Here is a 23,707-nt window from a genome sequence, read left to right as displayed (position 1 = left end):
GTGGTGGCGATGTTCGAGAAGGTGCTGATCGCCAACCGGGGCGAGATCGCCCTGCGGGTGCTGCGGGCCTGCCGCGAGCTGGGGGTGCGGACCGCGGTGGTCTACTCCAGCGCGGACGCCGACTCGACGCCGGTCCGGCTCGCCGACGAGGCGGTCCGGATCGGGCCGGCGCAGAGCCGGCGCAGCTACCTCAACGCCGCGGCGATCGTCGAGGCGGCCCGGCAGGTCGGCGCGCAGGCGGTGCACCCCGGCTACGGGTTCCTCTCCGAGGACGCCGACTTCGCCGAGATCTGCGAGCAGAACGGGCTGACCTTCATCGGCCCGCCGCCGCGGGTGATGGCCGAGCTGGCCGACAAGTCGTCCGCCCGGGCGCTGATGCGCCGGGCCGGGCTGCCGCTGCCGCCGGGCAGCGTACGGCCGGTGCCGACGGCCGCCGCGGCGGTGGCGGTGGCCGCCGAGGTCGGCTACCCGGTGATCGTCAAGGCCGCGGCCGGCGGCGGTGGGCGGGGGATGACCGTGGTCCGCACCCCGGCGGAGCTGCCCCGGGCGTACGCGCGCACCCGCGCCGCCGCGCAGGCCGTCTTCGGCGACGATCGGGTGTACGTCGAGCGGTACCTCACCGACGCCCGGCACGTCGAGGTGCAGGTGCTCTGCGACCAGCACGGCAACGGCGTGCACCTGGGCACCCGGGACTGCTCGGTGCAGCGCCGGCACCAGAAGCTGGTCGAGGAGGCACCGGCGCCGGCGCTGACCGCGTCCACCCTGGAGGCGATCGCGGCGGCCGCCCTGCGCGGCGCCCTCGACGTCGGCTTCACCGGCGCCGGTACTGTCGAGTTCCTGGTCGACGCGGACGAGCGGTTCCACTTCCTGGAGATCAACTGCCGGATCCAGGTCGAGCATCCGGTCACCGAGATGATCACCGGAATCGACCTGGTGCACGAGCAGCTGCACATCGCCGCCGGAGTGCCGCTGCGGCTGCGGCAGGAGGACGTCCGCCCGCACGGAGTGGCGGTCGAGTGCCGCGTCAACGTGGAGGACCCGGACCGCGACTTCGCCCCGACCCCCGGCCGGCTGGAGCGGTTCGTCCCGCCCGGCGGCCCGTTCACCCGGGTCGACACCCACGGCCACCCCGGCTATCTGGTCGGCCCGTACTACGACTCGCTGCTGGCCAAGGTGGCGGTCTGGGCGCCCGACCGGGAACTGGCCCTGAACCGGCTGGAGCGCGCCCTCGACGAGTTCGACATCGCCGGGCCCGGGGTGCGCACCACCATCCCGTTCGTCCGCCGGGTGCTCGACGATCCCGGGTTCCGCAAGGGGCGCTACTCGACCGGCCTGGTCGACCGGCTGCTCGCCGCCCGGAACCCGGCCTCGCCGGCCGTGCCGACCGGGTCGCCGACCAGGTCGCCGGCGACCCGCCCACCCGCCGCGCGCCGGCCGGCCGGGCCGGGCGACCCGCCCACCGCCCGCCCGCCCGGCGTACCCGCCGATCCGCCGGCCACCCGGCCGCCCGACGCCGCCCGCCCCGGCGGGCCCGCCGGCCCGCCCGACCGACCGCACAGGAGGACCCGATGACCGTCACCCATGGCCGTCCGCTCACCGGCGAGATCACCGACATCCTGGTGGCGCACTGTGGACTGGATCCGGATGCGGCCGCCCGCGCGCCGGCCGCGTCCCTGGAGGAGCTCGGCATGGACTCGCTGGCCCTGCTGGAGCTCTCCGCCGTGGTCGCCGACCGTTGGCAGGTGCAGATCCCGGAACAGGCTGCCCAGCTGAGCATCCCCGCCGTGGCGGAGCTGGTGGCCCGCCGGGCCGAACCGCCGGGGCACACCGAGAACAGCGTGCTGATCGCGGCGCCTCTGCCGCTGGTCTGGGACGTCACCAACGACGTCGCCCGCTGGACCGAGCTGTTCACCGAGTACGCCCGGGTGGAGATCCTGCACCGCGACGGCGACACCGTGCGGTTCCGGCTCACCATGCACCCGGACGAGAACGGGATCGCCTGGAGCTGGGTCAGCGAGCGTACCGCCGACCCGGCGACCCGGCAGGTCCGGGCGCAGCGGGTGGAGACCGGGCCGTTCGAGTACATGCGGATCCACTGGCGCTACACCGAGGAGCCCGGCGGCACTCGGATGACCTGGGTGCAGGACTTCGCCATGAAGCCGAGCGCCCCGGTCGACAACGCCGGCATGACCGACCGGATCAACGCCAACAGCGCGGTGCAGCTGGCCGTCATCAAGGAGCGGGTCGAACGGCTGGCCCGCGACGGCGGCACGCCGACCGGCGAGCCGAGTGGAGGCGACGATGAGTGAGCAGACACTGCGGCTGGTCGCCGCGCGGGACGTACCGCCGGACCGGCGTCGCGGAGGTGAGCTGCGGGTCCTGCTCGGCCCGCGGACGGTCGGCAGCACCTCCGGCTTCATGGGGGTGGCGGCGCTGGCGCCGGGGGAGCGGATCGCCGAGCACTACCACCCCTACAGCGAGGAGTTCCTGTACGTGTGCCGCGGCGCGATCACCGTGGACCTCGACGACCGGCCGGTGCCGCTGGCCGCCGGGGAGGCGCTGCTCGTCCCGGTCGACGTCCGGCACCGGCTGCGCAACACCGGCGACGAGCCGGCCGAGGTGGTCTTCCACCTCGGGCCGCTGGCACCCCGACCCGAGCTCGGGCACGTCGATACCGAGCTGGTCGAGCAGCGGGGCGGGTCGTGAGGGCGAGGAGTGAGCCGGGGTTGCGAGCCCCGCAGTCGCGAGCCGGGGTGGCGTCGTGAGCGCGAGGAGTGAGCCGGGGTTGCGAGCCCCGCAGTCGCGAACCGGGGTGGCGTCGTGAGCGGGCGCCGCACGGTGGTGACCGGCATCGGGGTGGTCGCACCGGGCGGCGTGACCCGGGACCGGTTCTGGAAGGCGATCACCGAGGGGCGCACCGCGACCCGCCGGATCACCTTCTTCGACCCGTCGCCGTTCCGGTCCCGGATCGCCGCCGAGTGCGACTTCGACCCGGTCGCCGCCGGGCTCACCGACGCCGAGCGGCGCCGCGCCGACCGGTACGTGCAGTTCGCGCTGGCCTGCGCCGCGGAGGCGGTCGCCGACGCCGGTCTGGAGCTCACCGACGCCGAGCGGGACCACGCCGGGGTGGTGCTGGGCACCGCCGTGGGCGGCACCATGGCGCTGGAGCAGGAGTACGTGCGGGTCAGCGACACCGGCCGCCGGTGGCTGGTCGACCACGCCCGCGGTGGCCCGTACCTGTACCAGGCGCTGGTGCCCAGCAGCCTGGTCGCGGACGTGGCCTGCCGGCACGGCCTGCACGGCCCGGCCCAGGTGGTCTCCACCGGCTGCACCTCCGGCATCGACGCCATCGGGTACGCCCACCAGTTGATCGTCGACGGCGAGGCGGACGTGGTGCTGGCCGGGGCCGCCGACTCGCCGATCTCCCCGGTCACCGTCGCCTCCTTCGACGCGATCAAGGCGACCAGCCCGGACAACGACGACCCGGCGCACGCCTCCCGGCCGTTCGACGCCCACCGGCGGGGCTTCGTGCTCGCCGAGGGCGCTGCGGTCCTGGTGCTGGAGGAGGCCGGACACGCCCGGCGGCGCGGCGCGCACGTCTACTGCGAGGTGGCCGGCTACGCCAGCCGCAGCAACGGCTTCCACATGACCGGGCTACGACCGGACGGGGTGGAGATGGCGCTGGCGGTCAGCGCCGCGCTGGGCCAGGCCCGGATCGTCCCGGAGCAGGTCTCCTACATCAGCGCGCACGGTTCCGGCACCCGGCAGAACGACCGGCACGAGACGGCGGCGTTCAAGCGGGCGCTGGGCGAGGCCGCGTACCGGGTGCCGGTCAGCTCGATCAAGTCGATGGTGGGGCACTCGCTCGGCGCGATCGGCTCGATCGAGATGGCGGCCTGCGCGCTGGCCATCGAGTACGGCGTGGTGCCGCCGACGGCCAACTGGGCCACCCGGGACCCGGAGTGCGACCTGGACTACGTGCCGAACGAGGCCCGCGAGCTGCCGGTGGACGTGGCCCTCTCGGTCGGCAGCGGCTTCGGCGGCTTCCAGTCCGCCATGGTGTTCCGCCGGCTGCCCCGGACGGTGCCGGCGTGACCGCCCGGGCCGTGGTCACCGGGATCGGCGTGGTGGCGCCGAGCGGCGTCGGCGCGGACGCGCACTGGCGGACCGTGCTCGCCGGCACCCGCCGGACCGGGCCGATCACCCTCTTCGACCCGGCCGGCTATCCCACCCGGTACGGCGGTGAGGTGCCCGGCTTCGACGGCGCCGCGCACGCCGACAACCGCCGGCTGGTGCAGACCGACCGGTGGACGCATCTCGCGTTCGCCGCCACCCGGCTGGCGCTGGCCGACGCCGGGCTGCCCGAGCGGGCCCCCGACCCGTACGGGTGGGCGGTCACCCTGGCCAGCTCGTCCGGTGGAAACCTGTTCGGGCAGCGGGAACTGCAACGGCTCTGGGGGTCGCCGGCGCGGACCGTCGGGGCGTACCAGTCGATCGCCTGGTTCTACGCGGCCAGCGTCGGCCAGCTCTCCATCCACCACCAGTTCAAGGGGCCGTGCGGGGTGCTGGCCGCCGAGTCCGCCGGCGGCCTGGACAGCCTGGCGCACGCGGTACGCACCATCCGCCGGGGCACCCCGGTGGTGATCGCCGGCGCGACCGAGTGCCCGCTGAGCCCGTACGCGCTGGCCTGCCAGCTGCGCTCCGGGCTGCTCAGCGACGTCGCCGACCCGGAGCGGGCGTACCGGCCGTTCGACGTCGCCGCCAGCGGCTACCTGCCGGCCGAGGGTGGCGCGGTGTTCGTGGTGGAGGAGCTGGGGCGGGCGCTGGCCCGGGGCGCCCGGATCTACGGCGAGGTGACCGGCTGGGGCGCCACCCACGACGGCGTGCACACCGGACCGGACGGCGCCGGCGACCCGCGGCAGTACGCCCGGGCGATCCGGCTGGCCCTGGACCGGGCCGGCGTCGAGCCGGCGGAGGTGGACGTGGTGCTGCCCGACGCGCTGGGCGTGCCCCGCTACGACCGCGCCGAGGCCGCCGCGCTGCGCGCCGTCTTCGGCACCCGCCCGCCGCCGGTGACCACCCAGAAGCCGCTCACCGGCCGGGCCCACCAGGGCGGTTCGGCGGTGGACGTGGCGACCGCGCTGCTCGCCTTCCGGCACGACACGCTGCCCGCGTCGGCCGCGCCGGACGAGGCGGCCGAGGGCTGCGAGCTGGACTTCCTGCGTACCCACCGGCGGCCGGCGAGCCGGACCGCCGTGGTCTGCGCACGCGGCTTCGACGGCTTCAACAGTGCTCTGGTGCTGCGCGGCGCGGCACCGGTGGAAGGAGTGGCGTGATGACCGACCAACGGGCCCGGGTGGTCTTCCTGGTGCGGGTGCCGGCGGCCCGCACCGAGGCGTTCCTCGCCGCGTACGAGCAGATCCGCCACCAGGTCGCCGGCGGGGTGCCCGGGCACCTGGTGGACCAGGTCTGCCGCTCGGCCACCGACCCGGAGCAGTGGCTGATCACCAGCGAGTGGGCGGCGCTGGCCGACTTCGAGCGGTGGGAACGCAGCCCGGAGCACCGCGACCTGGTCCGGCCGATGCGGGAGTGCTTCACCGACGCCCGGTCGCTGCGCTTCCACATCCACGCCCAGACCCACTCCCGGACCGCGGCCGAGAGCCCGGCCTGAAGCCTCGGTGCCGCGTCGTCGGCGGCGCCGGGGCGGCCGGCCGTCCGATCCGGTGGCAGGCTGCGGGGATGAGCGAACGTGACCTGCCCGCGTTGACCCGGGCCGAGCAGGAGCTCGTCGAGCGGTACCTGCGGATCGTCGACCTGGTCGCCCGCTGAACCCGGCCCGGGACAGCGGCCACTTCGACCCGCTCGGCTGCGTGGTCGCCGCGCGGGCCCTGGCGGCCGAGGCGACGGCGATCGCCGCGGTCGCCGAGCTGATGCGTGAGCGCGGCGAGACGGAACTGCACGCCGGCACGTTGGCCCGCGCGATGCGCGCAATGGACGGCGAGCGGCGCACCGCCCGGGTGGTGCTGCCACCGGTGTCCTGACCCCAACCGCGCGCCGGGTCCGTCGGGCTGCCCAGGTCGAACGGTCCGCACGACCTCGCCGGCGCCCGGCGGGGTCGTGCGGAACCCACCGCCGCTGCCGGCGCCGGGCCGGGCCGGTCGAAGAACGCCATCGGCCGTACGGTCGGCAGTGCCCGCCGTCCGCACGATGGGTCATCGTTTGGTAGCGTTCGGTGGGCATACGCGTCCGATCCTGCCCCGTCGAACGGGCCGTCGACAATCCGGCCAGCCGCTCGTTTTGATCTAGCCATTTGCATGTGGCAATGGATCCGAGTGCCGTCGTAGGGTTCCCCCGCAGCACCCCGACAAGCACTTTTCCTGGGCGGATCCCGCCCTGTTCGATGCTGGGCGGTGACGGCGGTGGCGATGGAGCAACCGACAGGGAACCCGTTGGAGACGGACCCGGGATGGGTCGACGAGGTGCTGCTGTCCGGCCCGGGCGACGGCGTCTGCCTGCGGCTGCCGGCACCGGTCGACCGGGCCACCCTGCGCCGGCTGGTCGCCGACGCGCAGGCCGGGCTGGTCGACGCCGGGCTGCGTCCCGGCGGGGCCGCCGCGCTGCGGCTGCCGCCCTCGCTGGCGTACGTGGTGCACCTGCTGGCCACCTGGCGGGTCGGCGCGCAGGCGATCCTGCTCGACCACCGGCTCACCGACCACGAGGTGGACCGGGCGCTGCGCCGGCTCACCCCACAGGTGGTGGTGACGCCGGCGCGCACCGGCGGCGGGGCGCTGCGCGTCTTCGTCGACGTCACCGCCGGCGTCACCGGCTACGCCGACCGGCCCGCGGTCAGCGGGCACGCGGTGATCCAGCTCAGCTCCGGCTCCACCGGACCGTCCAAGGTGATCGGCCGAACCGCCGGCGACCTGGTCGCCGAGGTGCATCGCTACACCCGCATCGACGGGGTGGCGCTGCCCGGCGAGCGGATCGTCCTGCTCCCCTCGATGGTGCACGTGCTCGGCCTGGTCGGCGGACTGCTGTACGGCCTGCACGCCGGCGTCGAGCTGGTCCCGCCGGAGCGGCTCAGCGGCGACGCCGTGCTCGCCGCCATCGCCGCCGCCGACACCCCGGCCACCGTGCTCGGCGTGCCGTTCCACATCGGACTGCTCGCCTCCACCCGGCCGGGCGGGCCGCTGCCTCAGTTCAAACGGATGACCACCGGTGGGGAACTGGTCCCGGCCGCGGTCGCCCGGGCGTTCACCGACCGCTTCGGCGTGCCGCTGGGCAACATGTACGGGATGACCGAGGTCGGGGTGATCGGCACCGACCTGTACGGGCGGCACCGGCCGGCGATCGCCCCGGCGCCCGGCATCGAGGTCCGGGCGGTCGGCGGTGAACTCCGGGTCAGCTGCCCCGCCTCGCCGTACGTCGGGCTCAGCGACCCGACGCGGTGGGCCGACGGCTGGCTGCGCACCCGCGACGCCGGGACGGTCGACCCGGACACCGGCCTGTTCACCGTCCACGGGCGGCTGGACTCGCAGGTGTCGGTGGGCGGGATGAAGGTCGACCTCACCGAGGTGGAGACCTGCGTCGCCGAACTGCCGGGGGTGGCCGCCGCGGTGGTGCTCTGGGACGACGGCATCATCGCGTACGTCCAACCGGACGGGCCGCTGTCGGAGGAGGTGCTGGACAAGCTGCTCGCCGAACGGCTGGCCGGCTACAAACGGCCACGCGTGTTGCGGCTGCTCGACCAACTGCCCCGCACCACCACCGGCAAGCTGGTCCGCTCCCCGGACGCGCTGCGCTCGGCGGCGACGTCGTGACCGGTCCGCTGCACCAGCCCGACGTCACCGTCCACCACCAGCACCTGCACGCCACCCCCCGCGCCGGACGTGTCGACCGGGCCGGCGACGGCGACCGCCACGACGAGTTCCCGGTCGACCGCCGGGTGCCCGACCCGCAGGTCGGCCCGGCCGGGCAGCGGCCGCAGCAGGTCAGCGCCGGGACCGTCGGGCACCGGCACCGGCCGGCGCAGGCCGCCGCCGCGCAGTCCCACGCCGAGCGCCTTGCCGACCGCCTCCTTGGCGGTCCACAACCGCAGGAAGTCGACCGCCCGGCCGCGCGCTGGTCGCGTGGCCAACCAGGCCAGCTCACTCGGGCCGTACCAGCGTCGGGCCAGGGCCAGCGCGGGCAGTTCGCGGCGTCGTTCGACGTCGATCCCCACCGGCCCCGCCCGGCGGGCGGCGACCAGCACCACGGCGTCGGCGCGGCTGACGCTGACCGGCAGCGCGACCGTCGCGCCACCCGGCCCGCCAGCGCTGACCAGCGGCCGCCCGTCGGCGGCGTGCCCGACCACGATCTCCGCCTCCGCGCGGCCGAGCAGCGTGGCGCCCGCCCGCCGCAGCAGCCGCCCGGCCAGCCCCGGCCGACCGCCGGCGCCCCGGCCGACCCACACGTGCACGGTGTCCCGACCGGGCACCGGTAGCTGGCTCACGGAAAGAGGTTAACCATGTCAACCGAGGTCCGCGCCTTCGTCATCGAGCAGCTCGCCGACATGAACTACGACGTCGAGGGGATCGACGACGACACCACCCTCGGCCCGTCCGGAGTGGACCTGGAGTCGCTGGCCCTCGCCGACCTGGCCGTCCGGGTGGAGGACCGCTACGGGCTGAAGTTCGCCGACGACGAGTCGGAGCAGCTCGCGCTGATGACCGTCGGCGAGTTCACCGCGATGGTCGCCGACCGGGTCGCCACCGCGACGAGCGACAAGTCCTGATGACCGGGCGGCCCGACCTGGGGCGAGCCGACCTGGTGGCGATGCTCGCCGAACTCACCGCGAAACCGGCCGCCGAGGTGCCCGAGCGGATCGGCTCGATGGAGCTGGCCTGGCTGGTGCACCTGGTGGAGCAGCGCTACGAGCGGCCGCTCGACCTCACCGACGACCAGCTCGCGCGGATCCGTACCGTCGACGACGCCCTGGCGGTCTTCCGGACCTCCCTGACCGCCGCCGCAGATGGTTGAGGCGGCGGCCGTCCAGCTCACCGGCGTGCACGCGACCAGCGCCCTCGGCCGGGGCACGGCGGCGCACCTGGCCGGCGTGCTGGCCGGGGTGCCGGCGTTCCGGCCGGTCCGCCGCTTCGACACCGGCGCCCGGCGGGTGGACGCGGCGGCCACCCTGCCCGAGGTGGGCGACCTGCCCGACGAGCTGGCCGAGTCGGTGACCGAGGCCTGCCGGGCGGCCGGGCTCGACGCCGCCCGGCGGGCCGGCTGCGCGCTGCTGCTGGCCGTGCACGGCGGCCCCGGAGTTCCGGCGCTCGCCGGCACCCTCGCCGGCTGGACCGGCCTGGGCGGCCCCACCCGGGTCTACACCACCGCCTGCGTCTCGGCGACCAGCGCGGTGGCCGACGCGGCGGCGCTGATCCGGCGCGGCGACACCGACCGGGTGGTGGTCGCCGCCGGTTACCTCGTCGAACCCGACCAGTACGCCCTCTTCGACGCCGGCCGCGCGCTGGCCACCGACGGCGCGGTACGCCCGTTCAGCGCCGGCCGTACCGGGCTGCTGCTCGGCGACGGCGTCGCCGCGGTGGTGCTGGAGTCCGCCCGGGCCGCCCGCCGGCCGCTGGCCGACCTGCTCGGCTGGGCCCGCGCCGGCGACGCGTACCACCCGTGCCAGCCACACCCGGCCGGCCGCGGGATGGCCCGCGCGGTCGGCGCGGCGCTGGCCCGGGCCGGGCTGCCGGCCGACGCGGTCGGCTACGTCAACGCCAACGCCACCGGCACCGGGCACAGCGACGCCGCCGAGGCGGCGGCCCTGCGCGCGGCGCTGGGCCCGGCGGCGGGCGTCCCGGTCAGCTCCACCAAGGCGCTGCACGGGCACGCGCTGGAGGCGTCCGGGCTGCTCGAACTGGTGGTCACCGTGCTGGCGCTGCGGCACGGGAAGCTGCCGGTCAACGCCGGCTGGCTCGGCCCCGACCCGGACTGCCCGCTGGACGTGATCCGGGACGCGCCCCGGCCCGCGGCGACCCGGTACGCGCTGACCCTCAACGCCGCCTTCGGCGGCGCCAACACCGCCCTGCTGGTCGGTGCGGCGTGACCGGGCCGGACCGGGTGAGCGGGCTCGCCGTGCTGGCCGAGGCGGCCTGGCCGGAACCCGGCGACGGCCCGCCGCCGCCACTGCCCGGGTACCTGTACTCGGCGTTCAACCCGCTGGTCGCGGCGGTGGCGGAGCGCTGCCTCACCCGCGCCCACCGGGCGGCGCCCGCGCCGGGCGGCGACCGGTGCGCGATCGTGCTGGTCAGCGCGGACGGCGACCGGGCCAGCGCGGCGCACGTACGGGCGGCTGTGGCCGCCGGCCGCCGCCCGGGGCCGTTGTTCTTCTTCCAGTCGGTGCCCAACAGCGTGGCCGGGCACGTGGCCGCCCGCTGGGGGCTGGCCGGGCCGGTGCTCTGCCTGGCGCCGACCGGCGACCCGCGGGCCGACGGGATCGCCGCGGCCGACCTGCTGGTGCACGACGGCGACGCCGACGCGGCGTTGCTGGTCCTGATCGACGACGCACCCGACGACGGCGGTGCGGCATCGGCCGTCGCGGTGCTGCTGGGGGGAGGAGACGACCGATGAGGAGCAGGGGACTGCGCGGCCGGCTGGCCGCCGACGAGCGGATCGGCGCCGGCAACGTGCTGGCCCGGGTGCTGGCGTACGGCGCCGACCCGGACGGGCCGGGGCTCACCTTCGACACCGAGGTCGACGGCCACCCGGCCGAACATCCGCTCACCCTCGGCCAGCTCGACCAGCGGGTGGCCGCCCGGGCCGGCTGGCTGCACGCCCGAGGGATCGGGCCGCGGGACCCGGTCGCGGTCTGGGCCACCGCCGCCGCCGACATGGTGCTCAGCTATCTCGCGCTGACCCGGCTCGGCGCGATTCCGGCGCTGATGAACGGCAAGCTCCGCCCGGAGATCGCCGCCGAGTACATCCGTCGGCTGCGCGGCGTCGGCGTGCTCGCGGACGACGCGCACGCCGCGCTGCTGGCCGGGCACGACCTCGGCGTGCCGGTGATCGGCAGCCCCGTCGAGGCGGGCGCCGGTGATCCGTCCGCCGCCCCGGCGCACTACCCGCACCACGCCGACGACCCGGTCGTCATCACCCACACCTCGGGAACCACCGGCGTGCCGAAGGCGGTGCTGCACTCGCACGCCAGCCTCTTCGCCGCCACCCGGCACCTGCTCACCATGCCCCAGGCGCAGGGCACCAGCCGGATCCTCAACGCGCTGCCCGCCCCGCACACCGCCACCGTGCTCATGGTCAACCAGGCGCTCGGCAACCGGGCGGAGATGTTCCTCCTCTCCGACCAGGGCGGCGAGCGGGTGCTCGACGCGATCCAGCGGTGGCGCCCGGACGGGGTGTTCGGCTTCTCGGTGACCTGGGCGGAACTGGCCCGCTTCGACCTGTCCGGGTACGACCTGGACTCGGTGCGGCTGTGGTTCAACACCGGGGACTGCTCGCACGAGCCGCACATCCGCCGGCTGGTCGCGGTCGGCTCCCGGGACGTCGTCACCCGCGACGGGGTGGTCCGGGTGCCCGGCTCGGTGTTCATCGACGGCCTCGGCTCCAGCGAGATGGGGCACTCGATGTTCCACATCACCCACCGCGCCGACACCGACCGGTACGGCCGCTGCATCGGCCGGCCGTACCGCTTCACCAAGGTGGCCGTGCTCGACGAGCACGGCGACCCGGTGCCGCCCGGCCAGCCGGGCTGGCTCGGCATCGACTCGCCGTCGCTGTTCCGCGGCTACTGGAACGACTCGGTCACCACCTACCGGTTCCGCCAGCGCGGCTGGTACCTCACCGGCGACCTGGTGTACGCCGACGCCGACGGCCGGTACTACCACCTGGACCGGGCCGTCGACTCGGTCGACGCCGGCGACGGGCGGCGGTTCTACACCGCGATGTCCGAGGAGCGGATCCTCGCCGCCTGCCCCGACGTCACCGACTGCACGGTGGTGATCGTCGCCGACGGCGGCGCCGTGGTCACCGACGTGCTGCTGGAACTCGCCGCCGGCGCCGACCCCGCCGAGGATCGCACCGAGCGGGTCCGCGCCGCGCTCGGCCCGGACGTCGGCGCCACCCTGCGCCGGGTGGTGCCGGTCCGCTCCGACGACATCCCGGTCACCGTCACCGGCAAGGTACGCAAGGTCGCGCTGCGCGAGCGCTACCTCACCGGGACCTCGTCATGACCGCAGTGATCACCGGGATGGGCCTGTTCACCCCGGTCGGGCGCGGCGTCGAGGCGACCTTCGACGCGCTCTGCGCCGGCCGGTCCGGGCTGGCCCGCCCGCCGGCCGGGCACCCCGCCGCCGACTGCCTGGAGGTCGCCGGCCTGCTGCCGCCGGTCGATCCGCGCTCCGTCGCGTCCGGTCCGGAGACCCGGGTGCTGGACCGGATCGTGGTGCTCGCGCTGCACGCCGCGGCCGACGCGCTCGCCGACGCCGGCATCGAGGTCGGCCGGGACGTCGACCCGGGCCGGATCGCGGTGATCGTCGGCGGGGTGGGCGGCATGTCCACGCTGGAGGAGCAGGTGCTGGCCCGGGCCGCCCGGGGGCGGGCGGCGGTCAGCCCGTACCTGCTCACCGGGATCCTGCCGAACATGCCGTCGGCGCGGATCGCGATCCGGTACGGCATCCGCGGCTACACCTCCTCGGTCGGCACCGCCTGCGCCTCCGGCGCCCAGTCGGTCGCCGACGCGGTCCGCCTGATCCGGGCCGGGGAGGCGGACGTGGTGCTCTGCGGGGCCAGCGAGGCGCCGCTCTTCCCCACCTTCGCGGACACCTTCGGCAACGCCCGGGCGCTCGCCCGGGGCTGGGCCGTCCCGACCGCCGCGAGCCGGCCGTTCGACGCCCGCCGTAACGGCTTCGTGCTCGCCGAGGGGGCGGCGCTGCTGGTGCTGGAACGCGCCGACCACGCCGCCGCCCGGGGCGCCACCGGCTACGCCGAGGTGGCCGGCTACGGGGCCACCACCGACGCGTACCACCCGACCGCGCCGCGACCCGACGGCGCGGGCGCGGCCGAGTGCATGCGTCGGGCGCTGGCCAGCGGCGGCGTGCCGGCCGCCCGGGTCGGCTACGTCAACGCGCACGGCACCGGCACGAAGCTCGGCGACATCGCCGAGACCACCGCGCTGGCGGAGGTCTTCGGGGCGTACGGGGTGCCGGTCAGCTCCACCAAGGCGCTCACCGGGCACCTGCTCGGCGCGTCCGGCGTGCTGGAGGCGGCGGCCACCGCGCTGGCGCTCGGCCGCGGGCTGCTGCCGCCGACGCACAACCTGGACGACCCGGATCCGGCCTGCCCGGCCGACCACATTCGCAAGGAGCCCCGGGCGACGGAGACGGAGTACGCGCTGACCAACTCGTTCGGCTTCGGCGGCCAGAACGTGAGCCTGCTGCTCGCGCGGGCCGCCCGGCCGAGGAGGTGACCGGCACAGCACCTACCCGCGGGCGGGGCGCGCCCGACGGCAGAGCACGGGGGGAAGGGCAGATGAGATGGACATCCGTGGAATCGACCACATCGAACTCTACGTGGGGGACGCGCGGCAGGCCGCCTTCTACTTCGGCCGCGCGGTCGGCTTCCGGCTGAGCGGCCAGGGCGGCCCGGAGACCGGGCTGGCCGGTCGGCGGTCGCTGCTGCTGAGCCAGGCGGACATCCGGATGGTGCTCACCACCGGGCTGACCGCTCAGCACCCGGCCGCCCGGTACGTGCAGCGGCACGGCGACGGCGTGGCGGTGGTCGCCGTCGAGGTGGACGACGCCGCCGGCGCGTACGCCGAACTGGTGGCCCGTGGCGCGACCGGGGTGACCCCGCCGGCCACCTACCGCGGCGCGGACGCCGAGGTGGTCACCGCCGAGGTGGGCGGCTTCGGCGACGTGCTGCACCGGCTGGTGGAGCGGCGCGGCGACCGGCGCGACTTCCTGCCCGGCGCGGTGGAGCCGACCCCACCGCCGGCCGACGGCGACGACCCGCTGCTCGCCGAGATCGACCACCTGGCGGTCTGCGTGCCGCCGGGACAGCTCGTCACGACCGTACGGCACTACCGGGAGGTGTTCGGCTTCGCGGAGATCTTCACCGAGCACATCGAGGTCGACGGGCAGGCGATGAACTCCACGGTGGTGCAGAGCCCGTCCGGCCGGGTCACCCTGGTGCTGCTGGAGCCGGACCGCAGCCACCGGCCGGGGCAGATCGACGCGTTCCTCGACCAGCACGCCGGCGCCGGGGTGCAGCACCTGGGGCTGCGCACCGACGACATCGTCGGCGCGGTCGGCGCGCTCGCCGCCCGGGGGGTGCGCTTCGCGGCCACCCCGGGCAGCTACTACGACGAGCTGGAGGCCCGGGTAGGCCGGGTCGACGCGCCGCTGGACCGGCTGCGCGAGCTGGGCGTGCTGGTCGACTCCGACCACGCCGGGCAACTGCTGCAGATCTTCACCGAGTCGATGCACGTGCGCCGCACCTTCTTCCTCGAACTGATCGAGCGGCGCGGGGCGCTGACCTTCGGCAGCGGCAACATCAAGGCGCTCTACGAGGCCAAGGAACGGGAGCTGGCCGCGACCGCGGCCGTACCGCAGGGGGTGGGTGCGTGACCACGACCGAGTTCGACCCGACGCTGACCGCCGAGGAGGAGGCGCTGCTGCCCTCCGACTCCGACGTGCGGTTCTACGCCGAGCACGGCTGGTACCTGTCGAAGAAGCTGCTCACCGACGAGGAGGTGGACACCCTCACGGCGGCCGCCGAGCGTTACTACGCCGGCGAGCGGGACCGCCGGCTGCCGGTACGCCCGCCGAAGCTGGCCTACTGGGAGCCGTCGAAGGGCGCGGTGCAGCGGCACAACGACTACGTCCACCACGAGCACGACGGGCTCGCCGCGATCCTGCGCAAGCCGCTGATCGGCGCGGTCGCCGCCCGCCTCGCCCAGGCCGAGGAGATCCGCGTCTTCCAGTCCACGCTGATCTACAAGCCGCCGATCTCGGGCGAGCCGAGCAACATCGTGCCCTGGCACTTCGACAAGCACTACTGGGCGTCCTCGTCGTCGGAGAAGATGCTGACCGCGTTCATCCCCTTCCACGACTGCGGTGAGGAGATGGGCACCATCACCATGGTCGACGGCTCGCACCGCTGGCGGGAGATCGGCACCGACGACACGGTGGTGCGGCACTTCGCCGAGCGCGACCGCGATCAGTTGGAGGAGATGCTGGCCGCGAACGCGGCGCACAACGGCGCCGAGATCCGCAAGGTGCCGATGGTGATCCCCAAGGGACACATGAGCTTCCACCACTGCCGCACCTACCACGGCAGCGGCGCCAACGTCAGCGACCGCCCCCGGCAGGCGATCTCGCTGCACCTGCAGGACGGCGACAACGCCTGGCGGGCGTACCCGCTCTCCGACGGCTCGCTCGCCGCGTACAACCACGACGTGCTGGTCCGCCGCACCACGGACGGGCGGCCGGACTACGCGGACCCCGAATACTGCCCGGTCATCTGGCGCCACCGCGCCCAGCAGGGAGGCTGACATGTCACGGTACGACTGGGGAAGGACGCATCCGGGGATCGAGCGCCTGGAGCGGGCGGTGGCCGACCGCCGCGACGCGGTGGTCAAGCACCCGCTCTACGCCAACCTGGACACCCACGAGGCGCTGGTCACCTTCATGACCCACCACGTCTTCGCGGTCTGGGACTTCATGTCGCTGCTGAAGTCGTTGCAGCGGCAGCTCACCTGCGTCACCGTGCCGTGGATCCCGACCGGGCCGACCGGCAGCCGCCGGCTGATCAACGACATCGTGATGGTGGAGGAGAGCGACGAGCTCGGCGACGGCTACCTCAGCCACTTCGAGCTGTACGTGCGCGGCATGCGGGAGGCCGGCGCCGACACCACCGCGGTGGACCGGCTGGTCGAGCTGCTGCGCGCCGGCCGGCCGGTCGGCGCGGCGCTGGGCGAGGCCGGGGTGCCCGCCCCGTCGGCCGCGTTCGCCGCCACCACCTGGCGGATCATCGAGGGCACCCCGGTGCACTGCCAGGCGGCGGCCTTCGCGTTCGGCCGGGAGGATCTCATCCCGGACATGTTCGCCCAGGTCGTCGCGGTCAACGAACGCAGCCGGCGGCTGCACACGTTCGTCGACTACCTGGAGCGGCACATCGAGGTCGATGGCGAGCAGCACACCCCGATGGCCATGCAGATGCTCGCCGACCTGTGCGGCGACGACGACGCGAAGTGGCAGGAGTGCGCGGACACGGTGAACACCGCGCTGGCCGCCCGGGCCCGGCTCTGGGACGACATCCTCGCCGCGATCAAGGCGGGTCGGTGACCGACGCCGACCCGGTCCGGCTCTACCGCACGGTCCGGCTGATCCGCCGGTTCGAGGAGCGGGCCATCGAGCTGGTCCGCGCCGGGCACATCGTCGGCGGCATCCACCCCTACCTCGGTCAGGAGGGGATCGCCGCCGGCGTGTGCGCCGCGCTGGGCGCCGACGACGTGGTGGTCGGCACCCACCGCGGGCACGGGCACGTGCTGGCCAAGGGCGCCGACCCGGCCCGGATGCTCGCCGAGCTGTGCGGCCGGGCCACCGGCCTGAACGCCGGCCGGGGCGGCTCGATGCACGCCGCCGACTTCGGCGTCGGCGTGCTCGGCGCCAACGCCATCGTCGGCGCGTCCGGGGCGATCGTCACCGGTGCGGTCTGGGCCCGCCGGCGGCGCGGCGCGGACACCGTCGGGGTGAGCTTCTTCGGCGACGGGGCGGTCAACGAGGGGATGCTGCTGGAGGCGTTCAACCTGGCGGCGCTCTGGCGGGTGCCGGTGCTGTTCGTCTGCGAGAACAACGGCTACGCCACCACCATGCCGGTCGCCGGCGCGGTGGCCGGCAGCATCACCGGCCGGGCCGCCGCGTTCGGCATGCCGGCCACCGTCGTGGACGGCCAGGACCCCGAGGCGGTACGCGACGCCGCCGCGGCCGCCGTCGCCCGGCTACGCGCCGGCGGCGGCCCCGAGCTGATCGAGGCGAGCACCTACCGGTTCGACGCCCACCACACCTTCGAACACGTGGTACGCCTCGACTACCGCCCGCCCGACGAGGTGGCCCGGGGCCGGGCCCGCGACCCGGTGGCGATCCAGGGCGCCCGGCTGTCCGCCGCCGACCGGGCCGCGGTGGACGCCGAGGTGGACCGGGAGCTGGCAGCGGCGGTGGAGTTCGCCCTGGCCAGCCCCGAGCCGGACCCGGCCGGCGCGCTGGCGCACCTGTACGCCAGCGGCCTCACCGCCCGCACCGGAGGTGGTTGACCATGCCCAGGCTCTCCTACCGGCGGGCGCTCACCCGGGCGCTCGCCGACGAGCTGGCCCGCGACGAGACGGTGTTCCTGCTCGGCGAGGACATCCGGGTCGGCGCCGCGAACGTGACGGCCGGGCTGCTCAAGCGGTTCGGCCCGGAGCGGGTGCGGGACACCCCGCTGTCCGAGCAGGCGTTCACCAGCTTCGCCACCGGCGCCGCCCTGGCCGGGCTGCGCCCGGTGGTCGAGTTCCAGATCCCGTCGCTGCTGTTCCTGGTCTTCGAGCAGATCGTCAACCACGCGCACAAGTTCCCGCTGATGACCGGCGGGCAGTGCGCGGTGCCGGTGACCTACCTGGTGCCCGGCTCCGGCTCCCGTACCGGCTGGGCGGGGCAGCACTCCGACCACCCGTACAGCCTCTTCGCCCACGTCGGGGTGACCACGGTGGTGCCGGCCACCCCGGCGGACGCGTACGGGCTGCTGGTCTCGGCGGTGCGCTGCGACGACCCGGTGGTGGTCTTCGCGCCGGCCGGCGCGCTGGACGTCCGCGCCGACGTGGACTTCGCCGCTCTGGCCCCGGTGCCGCTGGGCCGGGGCCGGGTGCACCGGGCCGGCGACGACGTCACCGTGGTCGCGGTCGGGCATCTGGTGCACGACGCGCTCGCGGTCGCGGAGGAACTGGCCGGCGAGGCGTCGGTGGAGGTGTACGACCCGCGCACGCTGTACCCGTTCGACTGGGACTCGCTCGCCGAGTCGGTGGCCCGCACCCGGCGGCTGGTGGTGGTCGACGACTCGAACCGGTCCTGCGGGATCGCCGGCGAGGTGATCGCCACCATCGTCGAGCGGGTGCCGCTGGTCGCGCCGCCGCGCCGGGTCACCCGCCCGGACGGTGCGGTGCTGCCGTTCGCCCCCGCGCTGGACCGGGCCGTGCAACCGGGTCGGGACCAGTTGCGCACCGCCATCCAACACGTGCTGAAGGACGGGTGAGACATGATCGACGTTGACCACCGCTGGCCGTCCGCCGCGCAGGCGTGGCTGGACCTGCCCGCCGACGTACGGGCCGAGATGGTGGCCGCCGGGGCGAAGTCCTGGCGGGAGATCTTCGACGGCCGGGCCACGTACAACCGGCAGTGGCGGCTGGCCCGGCCGCCGGTGATGGACCGGACCTCGCTGGACGTGCTGAACGCCGTCTGCGACCGGCTCGCCCAGCTGATCTTCGAGGCGTGCCGGCGGCGCGCCGGCACCGCGGGGGAGCTGCGCCGGCTGCTCGGCGTTCCGGCCGGGGCGACCCGGTTGCTGAACGACGACGAGCCGCTGACCGAGGCGCTGCTGGCCGCCTTCCGGCCGGACGTGCTGCTCTCCGGCGGAGTGCCGCGGGTGGTGGAGTACAACATCGACAGCAGCCTCGGCGGCGCGTTCGACGCCGACACCGTGGTCCGCCGGTTCGTCGACGTCTACCGGGCCCGAGGGATCACCGACCGGGTCCGCCTCGAGGCGGCGCCGTCCGCGGTGGACCGCCGGTTCGCGGCGATCCGCGCCGGGCTGTGCCTGCCGGACGGGGCGCGGGTGGCGATGCTGCTGGACTTCGACGCCGAGTACCCGGGCTTGGACGACCCGCAGCGATTCCTGCGGGTGCTCGCCCCGGTGGCCGAGCGGGCCGCCGCGTTCGGGTTGGACCTGGTGATCGCGCCGGTGTCCGGGGTGACGCTGGACGGCGACAACCGGCTGGTCGTCGACGGCGCGCCGGTCGACGGAGTGTTCCGGCTCTTCGTGCCCAACCGGGTCACCCCGAGCGCCGGGGTGGACGCGCTGGAGGCGGGGCTGGCGGCCGGAACGGTGCCGATGTGGGTGTCGTCGGCGGCCTGGCTGCTGGCCAACAAGCTCGGCTTCGCCTGGCTCTGGGCGGACGCCGACGCGCTCCCGGCCGCCGACCGCGACCTGATCCACCGGTACGTGCCGCGTACCTGGGCGCTCACCCCGGCCCTGCTGGACCGGGCGGTGGCCGACCGGGCCGACCTGGTGACGAAGCCGGCCGACGGCTCGGCCGGGGTGGACGTGCTGATCGGCCGGGAGTGCGACGCGGACGGCTGGCGCGACGGGGTGCGCCGGTTCGCCGAGCGGGGCGGCTTCATCCTCCAGGAGTACGTCCCGGCGGACACCGTCCCGCTGGACTTCGTGCACATCGAGACCGGCGAGACGGTCACCGCCGAGGTGCCCTACAGCATCGCGCCGTACCTGTTCGGCCGCCAGCCGGCCGGCGCCTGCATCCGCACCGGCTTCCCCGGCTGCGACGGAGTCCTCAACCTCGCCCGCGGCGTCCTCCTCTCCGGCCTCCTGGTAACCGACTGACCGCCCCGCCCCCGCTCCGCCCTGCCCCGCTCCGCCCGCGTCGATCATGAAGTTGTTGCGGCTCGCCCCGGCGTGTCGGGTCAGCAACTTCATGATCGACGGGATGGGTCGGGGGTGCCGGGCGGAGGAGGGGTGGTGGCGGTCAGGAGGCGGTGGGCGAAGGTGTGGCAGGCGGCGGTGAGGTCGGGTGGGGCGTCGATGGTGAAGTCCGCGTCCAGGAAGGCGAGGTTGAGCAGCAGCCACTGCCAGGAGTCGACCGAGACGACGACCCGGGTCCGCCGGTCGTCGACGGCGTCGACCTCGATGTCGTGGTACCTGAGGGCGTCGAGCACGCGGTGCGCCGGCGCCTCGACCACGAGGGTCACCCGCTGCCCGGCTCCACCGAGGCCGCCCCGCAGGTACTCCAGCGCCGACTCGGCCGGCAGCGGCCGGGGTGCGTAGCGGGTGCCGGTCCGCACCGGGCCGCCGATCCGGTCGAGTCGGAACACCCGCCAGTCGGCCCGGTCGACGTCCCACCCCAGGAGATACCACCGCAGCAGGTGGTGGACCTGCCGGTACGGCTCGACCCGTCGCCGGCTGCGTGTGCCCTGCGCGTCGGTGTAGCTGAAGGTGACGACCTCGGCGCCGGCGATGGCGTCGGCGAGTAGGCCGAGTTGCTCGGCGGCCACGGGCGGCGTCTCGTGCCGCCCCGTCTCCAGACTCGCCCGGACTGCCGCCACGCGGGGACGCAACCGGGCGGGCAGGAACTGCTCCAGCTTGCCGTAGGTGCGGGTCGCCGCCTCGTCCAGCGCGCCGTACGTGGCCGGACCGGTGGCGGCGAGCGAGGCGAGACCGAGCAGGGTGGCGATCGCCTCGTCGTCGTCGAGGACGAGCGGCGGCATGGTCCGGCCGGCCGCGAGCCGGTAGTAGCCGCCCGGTCCGGGCTGGGTGTCGACCGGGTAGCCGTAGCCGCGCAGCCGCTCGACGTCCCGCCGTAGGGTGCGCGGGCTGACCCCCAGAGCACACCTCCTGACGCGCCCGGCGGCACCCGCCCGGCATCCGAGCGAAACGGTCCACGGGTCCGTCGCGGCCGGGTGGGGCCGGCGGCGGGTTCGGACCGGGGCGGTCAACCGGGGCGCCGGACGGCGGCCAGGTGGGCGCCGAGGCGGCGGACCGTCTCGGCGGCGGCGATGGCGTCGCTGCGGGCGCTGCCGTGCCGGCCGTCGCTGCTGTAGATCGACGGGTCCGCGGTGAGCGGGTGGTCGGTGAGCCGCACGTGCAGGGTGCCGAGCCGCTCCGCGAGCGCGCCGGTGTGCGCGGAGAGCCGGCGCATCCGCTCGGCCAGGCCGGCCCGGTGCCGCTGCGGGACGGCCGGGCTGTGCGACACGTCGAACATCCCGACGGTGATCACGTCCGCCCCGGCGGCCCGCAACGCCTCGATCATCGCGGTCAGCTCCGTGTCCACCGCGTCGGCGTCGTAGGCGGGAGCGAAGGCGTCGTTGCCGCCGCAGACCACCAGCGCCAGGTCGGGGCGGAAGGCCAGCGCCGGGGCGAGTTGGGTGGCGCGTACCTCGTGCGCCCGCAGCCCGCGCAGCCCCAGGTTCAGGTACGCCAGGTCGGGCGCCGCGGCCAGCAGCTCGGCGGCGATCCGGTCCGCCCACTGAACCTCCGGATAGCCGTCGACCGGCTCGCAGAGCCCCTCGGCCACGCTGTCGCCCAGCACCGCGAAGCGCCGCCACGGATGCCCGCGCAGCAGCGCCGCGCTCTCCCCGAGACGTAGGCACCACGGATCGGTCGCTTCGGTCAACGTCGATGGCATGGGGGTACGCTAATCGACCCCGTCGGCCGCGGGCAGCGGCCCGTCGGGCAGGACGACCTCCGCCGGGCGGACCCTCGCGCGCTCGTCCCGGAAGGGCCACCGCCGCGGGCATGATGGGCGGGCGGAAGGGGGGTCGGCCATGGTGCAGGTGGCGGTCTGCGGCCCGGCGGCGGCGAGCGGGACCGAGCTGGCGTACGCCCGCCGGGTGGGTGAGTTGCTCGCCGAGCGCGGTGTGACGGTGCTCTGCGGTGCCGGCGGCGGGGTGATGGCCGCGGCCGCCGCCGGCGCCCGCTCCCGGTCCGGCCTGGTGATCGGCGTACGCCCCGACGACGGCACCGACCCCGGCCCGGCCGACTGTTCAGCGGTGCTGGTCACCAACATGGGTCAGGCCCGCAACGCGATCCTGGTGTGGAGCGCCGACGCGATGATCGCCGTCGGCGGGTCCTGGGGCACGCTCAGCGAGGTGGCGCTGGGCCTGCGCCGCGGCGGCATCCCGGTGGTGGTGCTCGGCGGCTGGCGGATCCTCGACGCCGACGGGCTGCCCGTGCCCGGTCCGGTGCACGTCGCCACCGCCGAGGAGGCCGTCGTGGCGGCACTGTCGGATTGACTCGCCGGGCCCGACCTCGCGGCACGGTGGCCCGCCGGCGGCCGTCCCGTTCCGTCGCCCGGACGCCTGACCGGCCCGCCCGGTCAGGACGGAGTGGTCGGCTGCCCGGCCTGGTACGCGGCCGCGAGCCGCTTCGGCGCGCAGGCGTACCACGCCTCGACCACCAGCTCCGTCAGCTCCTCGACGTCGAGCTGGTCGAGCCGTGCCAGGATCACCGGGTAGCCGTCGAAGTGCGGGGTGGTGAAGTAGGCGGCGGGGTCGTCGGCGAGCAGCGCCTCCTTGGCCCCCAGGTCGGGCACGTACGCGCCGAGCACCGGGCCGTCCGGCGCGGCCGGGCCGAGCGCCTCGCGGTCGGCCTTGCGCAGCGGACGGTCGAAGACGAAGGACTTCTTCCGCACCCGCCACGCCGGCGCCCCGTTGTACGACGGGTGCTCGCTGGTCTCCGGCAGGCCCAGCGCGATGCGGCGTACGTCGTCCCAGGTGGCCACGCCCCGACGATACGCGCCGCGCGCCGCCGGCGGGTCGCCCTACGCCCTACGGTCAGCCCTCCCGCCACTCGGTGAGCACCTGGCCGAGCGTGTGCCGGGCCTCGGCGGCCCGTGCCGGGTCGGCGTCGTCCAGCGTGATCAACGCCTTCCACAGTGCCCAGCCGCGCCCCCGGGCCCAGGTGGCGTCGTCGACGCCGAGCGCCGCCCGGAACGCCGTCCGGCTCGGACCGTCCAGCAGGGTCCAGGCGATCACGGTGTCGCAGGCCGGGTCGCCGACCCCGCAGCAGCCGAAGTCGATGACGGCGGCCAGCCGGCCGTCGCGGACCAGCAGGTTGCCGACGGCGATGTCGCCGTGGAACCAGACCGGCGGGCCGTCCCAGGTGGTGGCCAGGGCGGCCGTCCAGATCGCGGTGACCGGGTTGCGGGGGATCCGGTCGCCGAGCGCGTCGACCGCGCGCCGGGTCTCCGCGTCGTACGTGCGCAGCGGCGCCCCGCGCCACGCGCTGTGCCGGCCGGCCGCCGGCCCGCCGGCCGGGTCCACCCGGCGCAGCGCGGCGAGGAAGCCGGCGAGGGTGGTGGCGAACTCGGCCAGGTCGGCGATCCGCTCGGGGCGGGCGGTGTCGCCGTCGATCCAGCGGTAGACCGACCACGGGTGCGGGTAGCCGGCGCCGGGTTCCCCGGCGGCGAGCGGGATCGGCACGGTGAGCGGCAGCCGGGGCGCGAGCACCGGCAGCCAGCGCCGCTCCTTCGCGACCTGGAGGGCGTAGCCCTCGCCGCAGGGCAGCCGGACGGTCATCCGGTCACCCAGACGGAAGGTGCGGTTGTCCCAGCCGCCGACCGCGACCGGCCGGACCGGCAGGTCGGCCCACTGTGGAAACTGCGCCGCGACCAGCCGGCGCACCAGCCCCACGTCGATCCACCCGCGCAGCACGTCGTCCGGCACCGCGACTCGCCCATCCTGCTCCACCCCCCGACCCTCCCCACCCGACCCCACCCCGGCAACCCGTTTCCCGCCCGCCTCCGACCACGCCGCCCACCGCCGGCCGCGCCGCCCACCGCCGGCCGCGCCGCCCACCGCCGGCCGCGCCGCCCACCGCCGGCCGCGCCGTGATCAAGGGGTTTGTGTCACGCCGGGGGCGCGATCCTGACGCAAATCCCTTGATCGACGAG

General features: G+C 75.5%; 26 protein-coding genes. 21 read left to right on the top strand and 5 right to left on the bottom strand.

The features are described 5' to 3' along the window. The first annotated feature begins 9 nt into the window (after positions 1 to 9). The 8 genes from FHX32_RS28250 to FHX32_RS28215 all read left to right on the top strand — a co-directional run bounded on the left by FHX32_RS28250 (position 10) and on the right by FHX32_RS28215 (position 7,820). Positions 10 to 1,572, top strand: a complete 1,563-nt coding sequence (locus tag FHX32_RS28250) for an acetyl-CoA carboxylase biotin carboxylase subunit (RefSeq protein WP_167189883.1) — start codon at positions 10 to 12, stop codon at positions 1,570 to 1,572. Continuing rightward, on the top strand, positions 1,569 to 2,309 hold the full coding sequence (locus tag FHX32_RS28245) for an SRPBCC family protein (protein WP_167189881.1): 741 nt from the start codon (positions 1,569 to 1,571) through the stop codon (positions 2,307 to 2,309). Before FHX32_RS28250 ends, FHX32_RS28245 begins: the two co-directional genes overlap by 4 nt. Then, positions 2,302 to 2,706: a cupin domain-containing protein gene (locus FHX32_RS28240; protein ID WP_167189879.1), complete on the top strand. Its 405-nt coding sequence runs from the start codon at positions 2,302 to 2,304 to the stop codon at positions 2,704 to 2,706. The genes FHX32_RS28245 and FHX32_RS28240 overlap by 8 nt, the downstream gene beginning before the upstream one ends. Positions 2,707 to 2,820: 114 nt before the next feature. Further along, positions 2,821 to 4,095: a beta-ketoacyl-[acyl-carrier-protein] synthase family protein gene (locus FHX32_RS28235; RefSeq protein WP_167189876.1), complete on the top strand. Its 1,275-nt coding sequence runs from the start codon at positions 2,821 to 2,823 to the stop codon at positions 4,093 to 4,095. After that, positions 4,092 to 5,336 (top strand): beta-ketoacyl synthase N-terminal-like domain-containing protein, encoded by a 1,245-nt coding sequence (locus FHX32_RS28230; RefSeq protein ID WP_167189874.1) that lies wholly within the window; start codon positions 4,092 to 4,094, stop codon positions 5,334 to 5,336. The genes FHX32_RS28235 and FHX32_RS28230 overlap by 4 nt, the downstream gene beginning before the upstream one ends. Beyond that, positions 5,336 to 5,671, top strand: coding sequence for an antibiotic biosynthesis monooxygenase family protein (locus FHX32_RS28225; protein ID WP_167189871.1), 336 nt, complete (start codon positions 5,336 to 5,338; stop codon positions 5,669 to 5,671). Before FHX32_RS28230 ends, FHX32_RS28225 begins: the two co-directional genes overlap by 1 nt. A 199-nt stretch (positions 5,672 to 5,870) precedes the next feature. After that, positions 5,871 to 6,041, top strand: a complete 171-nt coding sequence (locus FHX32_RS35470) for a hypothetical protein (protein WP_486481373.1) — start codon at positions 5,871 to 5,873, stop codon at positions 6,039 to 6,041. A 384-nt stretch (positions 6,042 to 6,425) separates the two neighbouring features. Beyond that, positions 6,426 to 7,820: a class I adenylate-forming enzyme family protein gene (locus FHX32_RS28215; RefSeq protein ID WP_167189868.1), complete on the top strand. Its 1,395-nt coding sequence runs from the start codon at positions 6,426 to 6,428 to the stop codon at positions 7,818 to 7,820. On the opposite strand, the gene FHX32_RS28210 is transcribed toward FHX32_RS28215, so the two are convergent. Next, positions 7,715 to 8,491 (bottom strand): 4'-phosphopantetheinyl transferase family protein, encoded by a 777-nt coding sequence (locus FHX32_RS28210; protein ID WP_167189865.1) that lies wholly within the window; start codon positions 8,489 to 8,491, stop codon positions 7,715 to 7,717. The genes FHX32_RS28215 and FHX32_RS28210 overlap by 106 nt on opposite strands. A gap of 15 nt (positions 8,492 to 8,506) precedes the next feature. Between FHX32_RS28210 and FHX32_RS28205 the strand changes: the two genes are divergently transcribed. From FHX32_RS28205 to FHX32_RS28150, 12 genes are all read left to right on the top strand, one after another. Next, positions 8,507 to 8,773: an acyl carrier protein gene (locus FHX32_RS28205; RefSeq protein ID WP_088993997.1), complete on the top strand. Its 267-nt coding sequence runs from the start codon at positions 8,507 to 8,509 to the stop codon at positions 8,771 to 8,773. After that, positions 8,773 to 9,018 (top strand): acyl carrier protein, encoded by a 246-nt coding sequence (locus FHX32_RS28200; protein ID WP_167189862.1) that lies wholly within the window; start codon positions 8,773 to 8,775, stop codon positions 9,016 to 9,018. Before FHX32_RS28205 ends, FHX32_RS28200 begins: the two co-directional genes overlap by 1 nt. Further along, the gene (locus FHX32_RS28195; RefSeq protein ID WP_167189859.1) at positions 9,011 to 10,090 is read left to right on the top strand and encodes a beta-ketoacyl synthase N-terminal-like domain-containing protein; all 1,080 of its coding nucleotides are present in this window, start codon (positions 9,011 to 9,013) and stop codon (positions 10,088 to 10,090) included. The genes FHX32_RS28200 and FHX32_RS28195 overlap by 8 nt, the downstream gene beginning before the upstream one ends. Beyond that, positions 10,087 to 10,614 (top strand): beta-ketoacyl synthase chain length factor, encoded by a 528-nt coding sequence (locus tag FHX32_RS28190; RefSeq protein WP_167189857.1) that lies wholly within the window; start codon positions 10,087 to 10,089, stop codon positions 10,612 to 10,614. The genes FHX32_RS28195 and FHX32_RS28190 overlap by 4 nt, the downstream gene beginning before the upstream one ends. Continuing rightward, the gene (locus FHX32_RS28185; protein WP_167189854.1) at positions 10,611 to 12,227 is read left to right on the top strand and encodes a class I adenylate-forming enzyme family protein; all 1,617 of its coding nucleotides are present in this window, start codon (positions 10,611 to 10,613) and stop codon (positions 12,225 to 12,227) included. The genes FHX32_RS28190 and FHX32_RS28185 overlap by 4 nt, the downstream gene beginning before the upstream one ends. Further along, positions 12,224 to 13,462, top strand: a complete 1,239-nt coding sequence (locus FHX32_RS28180; RefSeq protein ID WP_167189851.1) for a beta-ketoacyl-[acyl-carrier-protein] synthase family protein — start codon at positions 12,224 to 12,226, stop codon at positions 13,460 to 13,462. The genes FHX32_RS28185 and FHX32_RS28180 overlap by 4 nt, the downstream gene beginning before the upstream one ends. A 67-nt stretch (positions 13,463 to 13,529) precedes the next feature. After that, positions 13,530 to 14,621 (top strand): 4-hydroxyphenylpyruvate dioxygenase, encoded by a 1,092-nt coding sequence (hppD, locus tag FHX32_RS28175; protein WP_167189848.1) that lies wholly within the window; start codon positions 13,530 to 13,532, stop codon positions 14,619 to 14,621. After that, the gene (locus tag FHX32_RS28170; protein WP_167189845.1) at positions 14,618 to 15,547 is read left to right on the top strand and encodes a phytanoyl-CoA dioxygenase family protein; all 930 of its coding nucleotides are present in this window, start codon (positions 14,618 to 14,620) and stop codon (positions 15,545 to 15,547) included. The genes hppD and FHX32_RS28170 overlap by 4 nt, the downstream gene beginning before the upstream one ends. Position 15,548: 1 nt before the next feature. Next, positions 15,549 to 16,340 carry a DUF3050 domain-containing protein gene (locus FHX32_RS28165; protein ID WP_167189842.1) on the top strand — a complete coding sequence of 264 codons (792 nt, stop codon included), beginning with the start codon at positions 15,549 to 15,551 and terminating at the stop codon, positions 16,338 to 16,340. Further along, positions 16,337 to 17,308: a thiamine pyrophosphate-dependent dehydrogenase E1 component subunit alpha gene (locus tag FHX32_RS28160; RefSeq protein WP_167189838.1), complete on the top strand. Its 972-nt coding sequence runs from the start codon at positions 16,337 to 16,339 to the stop codon at positions 17,306 to 17,308. The genes FHX32_RS28165 and FHX32_RS28160 overlap by 4 nt, the downstream gene beginning before the upstream one ends. 2 nt (positions 17,309 to 17,310) lie before the next feature. Next, positions 17,311 to 18,282 (top strand): transketolase C-terminal domain-containing protein, encoded by a 972-nt coding sequence (locus tag FHX32_RS28155; RefSeq protein WP_167189835.1) that lies wholly within the window; start codon positions 17,311 to 17,313, stop codon positions 18,280 to 18,282. 3 nt (positions 18,283 to 18,285) lie between these two features. Next, positions 18,286 to 19,644 carry a circularly permuted type 2 ATP-grasp protein gene (locus FHX32_RS28150; protein ID WP_167189832.1) on the top strand — a complete coding sequence of 453 codons (1,359 nt, stop codon included), beginning with the start codon at positions 18,286 to 18,288 and terminating at the stop codon, positions 19,642 to 19,644. Positions 19,645 to 19,733: 89 nt separating this feature from the next. Here the strand turns inward: FHX32_RS28150 and FHX32_RS28145 are convergent, their stop codons facing one another. Next, positions 19,734 to 20,753, bottom strand: a complete 1,020-nt coding sequence (locus FHX32_RS28145) for a WYL domain-containing protein (RefSeq protein WP_167189829.1) — start codon at positions 20,751 to 20,753, stop codon at positions 19,734 to 19,736. Then, the gene (locus tag FHX32_RS28140) at positions 20,750 to 21,442 is read right to left on the bottom strand and encodes an SGNH/GDSL hydrolase family protein (RefSeq protein ID WP_167189826.1); all 693 of its coding nucleotides are present in this window, start codon (positions 21,440 to 21,442) and stop codon (positions 20,750 to 20,752) included. The genes FHX32_RS28145 and FHX32_RS28140 overlap by 4 nt, the downstream gene beginning before the upstream one ends. 139 nt (positions 21,443 to 21,581) lie before the next feature. Between FHX32_RS28140 and FHX32_RS28135 the strand changes: the two genes are divergently transcribed. Then, positions 21,582 to 22,049 carry an SLOG cluster 4 domain-containing protein gene (locus FHX32_RS28135; protein ID WP_167189823.1) on the top strand — a complete coding sequence of 156 codons (468 nt, stop codon included), beginning with the start codon at positions 21,582 to 21,584 and terminating at the stop codon, positions 22,047 to 22,049. An 83-nt stretch (positions 22,050 to 22,132) separates the two neighbouring features. Here FHX32_RS28135 and FHX32_RS28130 read toward each other — a convergent pair whose 3' ends face one another. Together FHX32_RS28130 and FHX32_RS28125 are read right to left on the bottom strand one after the other, a co-directional pair. After that, complete coding sequence (locus tag FHX32_RS28130) at positions 22,133 to 22,537, bottom strand: MmcQ/YjbR family DNA-binding protein (protein WP_109898643.1); 405 nt, start codon at positions 22,535 to 22,537, stop codon at positions 22,133 to 22,135. A 52-nt stretch (positions 22,538 to 22,589) separates the two neighbouring features. Next, positions 22,590 to 23,504: an aminoglycoside phosphotransferase family protein gene (locus tag FHX32_RS28125; protein ID WP_486481372.1), complete on the bottom strand. Its 915-nt coding sequence runs from the start codon at positions 23,502 to 23,504 to the stop codon at positions 22,590 to 22,592. Positions 23,505 to 23,707: the final 203 nt, after the last annotated feature.

This window comes from Micromonospora sp. CNZ280 (assembly GCF_011759515.1).
The sequence above is the reverse complement of the archived record's forward strand: the minus strand, read 5'-3'. Positions and strand labels throughout refer to the sequence as shown.